Origin of the sequence: Thioalkalivibrio sp. ALE21 (assembly GCF_003208255.1) — a bacterium.
GTDB classification, from domain to species: Bacteria; Pseudomonadota; Gammaproteobacteria; order Ectothiorhodospirales; family Ectothiorhodospiraceae; genus Thioalkalivibrio; species Thioalkalivibrio halophilus.
The window spans coordinates 101,457-109,240 of record NZ_QKMA01000009.1; the positions used below are offsets into that span (position 1 = coordinate 101,457).

At 69.8% G+C, this 7,784-nt stretch carries 5 protein-coding genes; 1 reads left to right on the forward strand and 4 read right to left on the reverse strand.

The window, feature by feature from the left end; translation table 11 throughout:
* Positions 1 to 9 precede the first annotated feature (9 nt).
* The 4 genes from D893_RS09125 to D893_RS09140 all read right to left on the reverse strand — a co-directional run bounded on the left by D893_RS09125 (position 10) and on the right by D893_RS09140 (position 7,406).
* A complete protein-coding gene (locus tag D893_RS09125) occupies positions 10 to 2,535 on the reverse strand; it encodes a VWA domain-containing protein (RefSeq protein WP_110619620.1) in 2,526 nt (841 codons plus the stop codon).
* A gap of 113 nt (positions 2,536 to 2,648) precedes the next feature.
* On the reverse strand, positions 2,649 to 3,749 hold the full coding sequence (locus D893_RS09130) for an acyltransferase family protein (RefSeq protein WP_110619621.1): 1,101 nt from the start codon (positions 3,747 to 3,749) through the stop codon (positions 2,649 to 2,651).
* Positions 3,750 to 3,982: 233 nt separating this feature from the next.
* Positions 3,983 to 4,555: a hypothetical protein gene (locus D893_RS09135; RefSeq protein ID WP_018945827.1), complete on the reverse strand. Its 573-nt coding sequence runs from the start codon at positions 4,553 to 4,555 to the stop codon at positions 3,983 to 3,985.
* Between the two features lie 196 nt (positions 4,556 to 4,751).
* Positions 4,752 to 7,406, reverse strand: a complete 2,655-nt coding sequence (locus tag D893_RS09140; RefSeq protein ID WP_110619622.1) for an AMP-binding protein — start codon at positions 7,404 to 7,406, stop codon at positions 4,752 to 4,754.
* Between the two features lie 184 nt (positions 7,407 to 7,590).
* Here D893_RS09140 and D893_RS09145 point away from each other — a divergent pair.
* On the forward strand, positions 7,591 to 7,784 hold a 194-nt coding region (locus tag D893_RS09145), incomplete at its 3' end, for a helix-turn-helix domain-containing protein (RefSeq protein WP_246863901.1).

A 7,784-nucleotide genomic window follows, 5' to 3' on the forward strand; every position in this document is an offset into this window, starting at 1 on the left:
CCCCGGCTCCTATTCCACCTCCAGCGGGATGCTCTCGAGCACCTCGCCGCTGTCGGAAGCGCGGTAGCGGATCTCGTAGCTGCCCGCACTGGAAGGTGCGAACAGCTGCACCGGACTGCCCTGCGAGGCCCGTGCATCCTGCACCGCGCTGGCGTCCGGGTCCGCGCCGGCCTCGACGATCTCGATCAGATCCTCGAAGCGCCCCGGCCCGGTGAAGCTCACCTCCACCGTACTCCGGGCGGCCACGGTATCTTCGGCCGAAAGGGTCACGTCGGTACCACCGACGGCAATCGGAATGGCCTCCAGGGTGCGGCCGGAATCGCGGATCACGTAGCGGATCTCGTACTCGCCCTCCTCGTCCGGCGCGGTCAGGGTCTCGGTGTCGCCGGAGACACGACTGCTGGCGCTGCGGCTGTCGCCGCTGTCACCCTCGGGCGCGTTCGGCTCCACGATGGCCACGAAGTCGTTGCGATTCTCCGGTCCCTCCCACCGCACTTCGAAATCGGCACCCGGCAGCACGGTGTCCGGCGCTTCCAGCGACGCCTCGACCGGAGTCAGCGTCACCTCCTGCGAGGCCAGCACCCGGCGACTGTCGCGCAGCACGTAGCGCACCTCGTGGGTGCCGAGCGCATCCGGCGCCTGGATCTTCACCGGCTCGCCGTCCTCCGAAACCCGGCTCGTGGCGCGGCGGGAATGCCCGGTTTCATCGTCCGGCGCGCCCGCTTCGACAATCGCAATGTAGTCGTTGCGGTTGACCGGGCCTTCCCACTCGACTTCGAAATAGGCCCCGGCCGGGACCTCCTCCGGTGCGGAGACGGAGGCCTCCACCGGGGTCAGCGTCACCTCCTGCGAGGCCAGCACTCGGCGACTGTCACGGAGGACGTAGCGCACCTCGTATGAACCCAGCGCATCCGGGGCCTGGAGGGTCACCGGCTCGCCGTCCTCCGAAACCCGTGCAGTGGCCCGCCGGCCATGCCCGGTGTCGTCGTCCGGGGCCCCGGCTTCCACGATCGCGATGTAGTCGTTCCGGTTGACGGGGCCTTCCCACCCGACCTCGAACTGCGCACCGGCCGGGACCTCCTCCGGTGCGGAGACGGAAGCCTCCACCGGCTCCAGCTCGATGGTCCGGGTGGCCAGGACCGATCCCGTTTCCCGATGTACGTAACGCAGTTCGTGGGGCCCGAGGGCGTCCGGCATCTGCAGGGTTACCAGCTCCTCGCCCTGCACGCGGTCCCTGGCGCGACGTGAATGGCCCGCATCATCCCCGGGCGCGCCGGGCTCCACCACGACGATGAAGTCACGATCCTCGCCGGGCCCGTCCCAGCCGACGTCGACCATGGAACCAACGCCGGCGGTGTCCGGGGCATGGAGCTCGGCGTCCGGCAGTTCCTGTTCGAGCGTCACGACCACTTCCCGGTCTTCCGCGAGGGTCGCCGTCTCCCGCGCATCACCGCTCGTCGCGCCGCGTTCGGCGGAGATGCGGTATTCCCCGGGCTCGAGGTGCAGTTCCAGCGGATCGGCATCCTCGCTGCGGACCTCGATCGCGTCCTCGGTCTCCACGTTCAGCGCGACCCAGTCGACCCCGCCCAGGGCTTCCCCGGTTTCGGCGTCCTCGGCGCTCAGCTCCAGCGTGGCCTGCGTCTTCGCCATCATGATGTCGACCGGCTCGTCGGTCTGCGGGGTGATCCCGAACTCGGTCTCGCCGGCGAAGACCTCCGCTTCGGCCTCGACCGTGTAATGACCGGGCATCAGCTCCAGGTCGATGATGCCCCGCGACTCCCCGGAAAAGATCGACTCGCCCGCCTCGTCGGCGACCTCCCAGTCCACCCGGCGCACGTGCTCTTCGGGATTGCGTTCGTCCAGCGCGCGCAGCTGCACGCGCAGCGCCTCGGGTTCCGCGACCGCGATCTCGTCCAGTGCGGCACTGAGTTCCTCGCCGGACTGCGTGGTGAACAGCTGGCCACCGGTCTGCTCCGGCACACAGGAAAGGGTCTGAACCTCTTCCTCCTCGAGCGCAAAGCCGACCACATGGGCCCGCAGGTCGATGCCCTCCTCCGCCATCTCGGCGGCCAGCGCACAGGGATCGCCACCGCAGTTTTCCAGGCCATCGGTCACCAGGATAATGTCCGCGGACTCCGCGGTGCGCGGGATCATCTCGCGAGCCCTGGCCATTGAGTCGGTCAGCGGCGTCATGCCCTGCGGGTTGAGATCGTGGATCGTGCGCGCGATCTCGTCACCCTCGTGGGTGTCCAGCGGCAGGACGGCCTCGATATCGTCACAGTCGCCACGGCGGGTATGCCCGTAGGCCACCACACCGAAGGGAATGCCGGCGTCGCGACTGGCCGCGAACTCGTCGACCACCTCGCGCGCCACCTCGATGCGCGACTTGTCGTCTTCCATCCGCGCCCACATGGACCCCGAGGCATCGAACACCATGATGCTCACATGCTCATCGGCCACCACCGGCGACGCCACGCCGAATGCGCCGGCCAGCAAACCGCCGGCCACGGCCCGGCGCCAGAGTTTTCCGTACATTGTCCGCTCCCCTCAGTGCCATTGATTGGCCCGATGTTCCCCTTGAGAGGATCGCGCAATGCACAAAAGAACGCCCCCTCCAAAAGGAGGGGGCGACGCGGCTCAGAGCCCGCTCAGCGTGGCCGGTCCCGGCTCTGCCGCCGCGCGATCCACGGCAGAAACAGCAGGCTCTCCAGCGGACCGCGCTGGAACCGTGAACTCCACAGGACCGCGAAAGCGGCGAAGGCCGCCATCGCCAGCAGGGTCACCACGGTCGCGATCGCGGGGGAGTCCATCACGTGGTCGTCCAGGCCCGAACTCTCGAGGGTTTCCCGCAGCAGCCAGAGCACCAGCAGGTGGGTCACGTAGAAGGTCAGCGCCAGCTGCCCGGACGCGATCAGGGGCCACAGCCAGCGGCGCGCCCGATCGGCGAGGAGCAGGCACAGCCCCAGCACCGCGCCGGCGGTCAGCACGGAGCCGGCCAGCCACAACAGCATCTGACTGTGGGGCTGCGTGACCAGCAACCGGTTCCAGCCCCAGTCGTCGGCATCCACCCCCAGCGCCCGCTGCAGCCCGGCGCTGGCCAGCAGCACCCCGGCCGTCCCTACCGCCCCGACCACGACCAGACGCCGGCGCACGGCGGTACTGCGCAGGTCGAGCCGGCCCAGCCACATCCCGACCGCAAACGGCACGATCCAGGTCACCAGCGGATACGGGCCGGACAGCACCAGACGGTGCAGCATCTCGCCCGCAGCAAGCCCCGGCATCACGGGCGAACGGTCGAACACGTCGGGGCTGGTCAGCTGCCCGTGCAGAAAGATCGCCGGACCGAGGGCCAGCATCAATGCAGCGATGGCCAGCAGTCCGGGTGACGGCATGCGCAGCATGGCGATCGCCAGCACGAACAGTGCCGCGTAGGCCGGCAGGATCACGTAGATGGCGTCGGGCTCCAGGGCCTGCAGCCCGAGCCCGATCAGGAAGAGCAGCGCGGCCCGCCACAGCAACTGGGCCTCGGCCCCGCCGCGTCGCGGACGCCGGGAGGCGGCCAGGAAAGATACTCCCACCCCGGCCAGCAGCATGAACAGCACCGACGCCCGACCCTGAGGCAACGCGTACAGCTGCCCGCCGAGCGTCTCCAGGCCCACCGGCCCCACATGCGCCGACAGCATGCCGGCCACGGCCAGCACACGCGCCAGATCCAGGCCCTCCAGGCGCGATGCCGAGACGGCGGTCATGCGGCCACCCTGCTCGCGCCAGCAACTTCGGCCCCGAACTCGAAGTTCGGGGTTATGTGTCGAAACGCGACGGATCCGCACGACCCATGTGGCACATTGCCACGCCGGCGGTACCCGGCCGTACGGCATCGCCGCCGGGCTCGCCCGCGTATTCGATCTGTCCCTGGGCAGTCCATGCCGGAGGGGCTAGCAAATCGCCGGCCACTCCGGGGACGGACAGGTCTGCGGGTCGATCAGGCCTGGATGTTGACGCTGGAACCGGTGGTGTCCGGACCCGTGCTGGCCAGGCTGCCGTCCGCCATGAAGGTGGAGCCCATCTCTTCCTCGGCGCCCGGTTCGTCCTGCGCGGCACCGTTATCCGGGTTGCCAGAGCCGGTGTCCGTGGAGGAGTCGCCCGCCTGCATCTCCGAATCGACGGACAGTCCGGTATCGATCTCGCCCGCGGACTGCGTCGCTTCGGTGCCGCCAATTCCGGAAGTGCTCCCGGTATTGCCGGTGGAACCGGTCGGAGCCGCCGGGCTCTGGGTAGCGGCCGCCTGGGTGGCGTTCTGTCCGGGCTGGGCCTGTCCCATGGCCGGGCTGGCCGCGGCCTGAGCCGGCTGCGCTGCCTGCATGCCGCCCTGCGCGCCCGCTTGGGCCGGCTGGGCCTGCTGCGCCGCGGCCATGCCGGCGGCCTGCCCGGTCGCCTGGCCCGCCGGGTTCTGCCCGGCCGCGGCCGCGGGGCCCTGGTTCCCGGCGCCATTCGGTCCGTTCATGCCCGCCGTCTGGGCCATGGTGGCCGGATTGGGTCCGATGCTGTTGATCATGGCGTGCTCCTGCTCGAAGGGTTTTCCCGCTCCGCATGAACGAAGCCGGGGCAGCCTTTCCAAGCGAAACGCATGCCAGAATCTTCCCGAGCACGACCTCGCTGCTCCATGCGGCGACCCGGATCCTCACACACCCCGGGATCGTTCCAGTACCCCCGGAGGCTCCTTGCCGAGCACTTCCGGCATTCGGCATGCGTCAACCGGGGCATTTCTGCCCCAGTTCCTCCAGTGCCGTCTGCAGTTCACGGACGATCGCCCGTTCATCTCCGCCGGCGGTCGTCGGATCCACCGGGGCCCCGATCACGATGCGCACCTTCCCGCCCGGCCGCGGGAGACGCTGCCCCGGGGCCATCACCTCGCGCGTGCCCTCGATCCACACGGGTACGACGGGGACGGGCTGCGCGGCCAGCACCAGCCCGATGCCGGGACGCAGGGGCTGCAGGCTGCCGTCCGGCGAGCGCTGGCCCTCGGGAAACCAGATCAGTCCGTGACCGCGCTGCAGACTGGCCGCCGCGAGGGCCAGGCTGCGACGCGGTGCGGCCCCCGGGTCCACCGGCAGGATCCGCGCCGTGCGGCTGAAGGCCCGCGACAGCGGGCCAGTGAACAGATAGCCCTGCAGCCCGGCCCAGTACAGCGATTCCAGACGCCGCCGGTCGAGGGCCGGCAGCAGCGCGAGCGCATCGACGAAGCTCAGATGGCGCGGGGCGATCACGTACGGGCCGTTCGCGGGGAACTGACCGTGTACTTCCACGCGCATCAGCAGCCGGGAGAGCAGACGCGCCCCGCCCAGCAGGAGCACCCCGGCGCCGCGGCGCAGTGCCCCCGGGGGTTCCAGCGCGGTTTGCTGGTCGGCCTCCAGCAGCGACTCCGGATCCGCGAGCTGTTCCTTCAGATCGGCCTGCCCCTCGCGGGCCGCACCTGCGGCCGCCGCTTCCTGCAGCAGATCGCGCACCGTCTCGACCCGTTCGATCGCCGAGTCGTCCAGATCGATCCCGGCGCGGTCCTGCAGCGCCAGCGTCAGGTCGACCCAGCTGAGCGAATCGATGCCCAGCTCCTCGGCCAGGCCGGTGTCCGGGGTCAGACGCCGGTCGTGGAAACGCTCGGCGAGGTAGTTCCAGGTGCGCTCGGCGCCCGGGTCGGACAGCAGCTGCTGGTCCTCCGGGGCCATGGATTCCGGCGAGACCGGCTCCGGACGGGCCCGCGAGACCGCGTCTTCGTGCCCCAGCTCCTCGAACAGCTCTTTTAGCTTGTGCCGACGCAGCTTGCCCAGACGCGTGCGCGGCAGCGGATCGAGCGCGACGCGCACCACGCCCGGGCGGTGATGGGTGGGCAGCGACTTCGCCGCTTCGTTGATGGCCTCGCGCGTCCGCCGTTCGAGCTCCTCGCCGGCGGCCTCACGCATCAGACCCGCATCCGGCACCGCCACGACCGCCAGCCGGTCGTCATGCTCCAGCACGCCCGCCTCGCGGATTCCTTCGGCCGACTGCAGCGCGCCCTCCACGCGTTCGGGATCGATGTTCTCGCCACCGGAGAGCACGATCATGGCGGATTCACGACCGTGCAGATAAAGAAAGCCATCCGCATCGATTTCGCCGGTATCCCCGGTGCGGAACCAGCCGTCCGCGTCCAGGACCTTTGCGGTCTTGTCCGGGAGATTGAGATAGCCGGCGAATACGTTCGGCCCGCGGGCCATCACCTCGCCCCGGCCATCGCCGGAGCCACCGTCGTCGATGGCCAGTTCGACCCCCGGCAGCGCCACCCCCGCGGCGTCCAGTCGCACCCGCTCCGGGGGGTTATAGGTGAGGATGGGCGAGGTCTCGCTGAGGCCGTAGCCCGTCGCCACCTCCCAGCCCAGTGCCTGCAGATTGCGACCCAGGGCGGGATCGAGCGCCGCGCCCCCGGCCACCACCATGCGCAGGCGCGGCGCCAGGCGCTGGTGCAGACTTCCGAACAGACGACGACCCAGGCGCAGGCCGAAGCGCTGGCGCGCCTGTTTCGACAGGCCCAGCATCGCGCGGAACAGTAGCGCCGGTACTCGCCCGCGGCCGGCCACGCGATCCTGCAGCCCCTTCCACACGGCCTCGTAGAGCCGGGGCACGCCCAGCATCACGGTCGCCTCGCCATCGCGCAGGCCGCGCACGATCTGCGGCCCGACCAGCGAAAACGGCACGATAATGGACGCACCCAGGGTCAGCGGCACCAGGATGCCGACCGTGAACGGATACACATGATGAAACGGCAGCGGCACCAGCACTCGATCCTTATGGTCCGCGACCTCTTCGGTACACAGGGCCTCCACGTTGCTGGCCAGGTTGCGGTGGGTCAGTGGCACGCCCTTGGGCGGACCGGTGGTGCCGGAGGTGTAGAACACCGCGGCCACATCCCCGGCCTGCGCGACCGACCCGGCGGGCTCGGCCTGCAGCAGGCTCACCCAGGCATTCGGGGCATCCTCTGCGGCGTCGAACAGGCGGACCTGCCACTCGCCGGGGGCATCCGCCAGCCGTTCTTCCAGCCCCGAGGTAGTGAAGACGAAGCGCGGGGTCGAGTCCGCAAGGACGTGGTGCAGGTCCTCGGACGGCATCTGCGTATCCAGGGGCACCACGCTGCCGCCGGCGTTCATCACGCCCAGGGCCGAGATGATCCAGTCCGGGCTGTTGGGGGCGAACAGCACCACGCGGTCCCCGCGTTCCAGCCCCGCCTCGCGCAGCCCGGCCGCCAGTTTCGCCGCCCTTTCGAGCAGCTCGGCCCGCTCGGTGGTTTCGTGGCCATCGCGGGTCATGGCCACCACCGCCTCGCGTCCCGACTCGGGGGAGCGCGAGGCCAGGAGTTCGTCGACGGTCTGAACGCTCATCCGCTAGCCTCCGGCGGGACGGCGCCCGCGCAACGTGGTGGGCAATGCGACTTCCATCATACACATTGACAGGATTCGTCACGAAACCCCAATCTTCTCGCTAATTGTCAGGTCACGCCTGATTGCATACCGCGAGAGAAGGCACCCCTGTTTCATGCCCGGGAGTGGATGAGTATTGTGCCCGATGAGCGAACGGGAGGCTGACCGCATGGCGAGTACCATCCATTCCAACGCCCGCACCACACCCCGGATCCGGCAGGAACTGCAGGAGGCGCCGGCCGGCGTCAGCGACCCGGAACTGGCCCGGCGCTACGGCATCAGTCGCATGACGGTGCGCAAGTGGCGCCGCCGGCGCACCGAGGTGGAAGACCGGACCCA

Bases quoted from the DNA above. Each gene is read 5' to 3' on its own strand.
- D893_RS09140 (WP_110619622.1), bottom strand. From the start codon at position 7,406: ATGAGCGTTCAGACCGTCGACGAACTCCTGGCCTCGCGCTCCCCCGAG.
- D893_RS09135 (WP_018945827.1), bottom strand. From the start codon at position 4,555: ATGATCAACAGCATCGGACCCAATCCGGCCACCATGGCCCAGACGGCG.
- D893_RS09125 (WP_110619620.1), bottom strand. From the start codon at position 2,535: ATGTACGGAAAACTCTGGCGCCGGGCCGTGGCCGGCGGTTTGCTGGCC.
- D893_RS09130 (WP_110619621.1), bottom strand. From the start codon at position 3,749: ATGACCGCCGTCTCGGCATCGCGCCTGGAGGGCCTGGATCTGGCGCGT.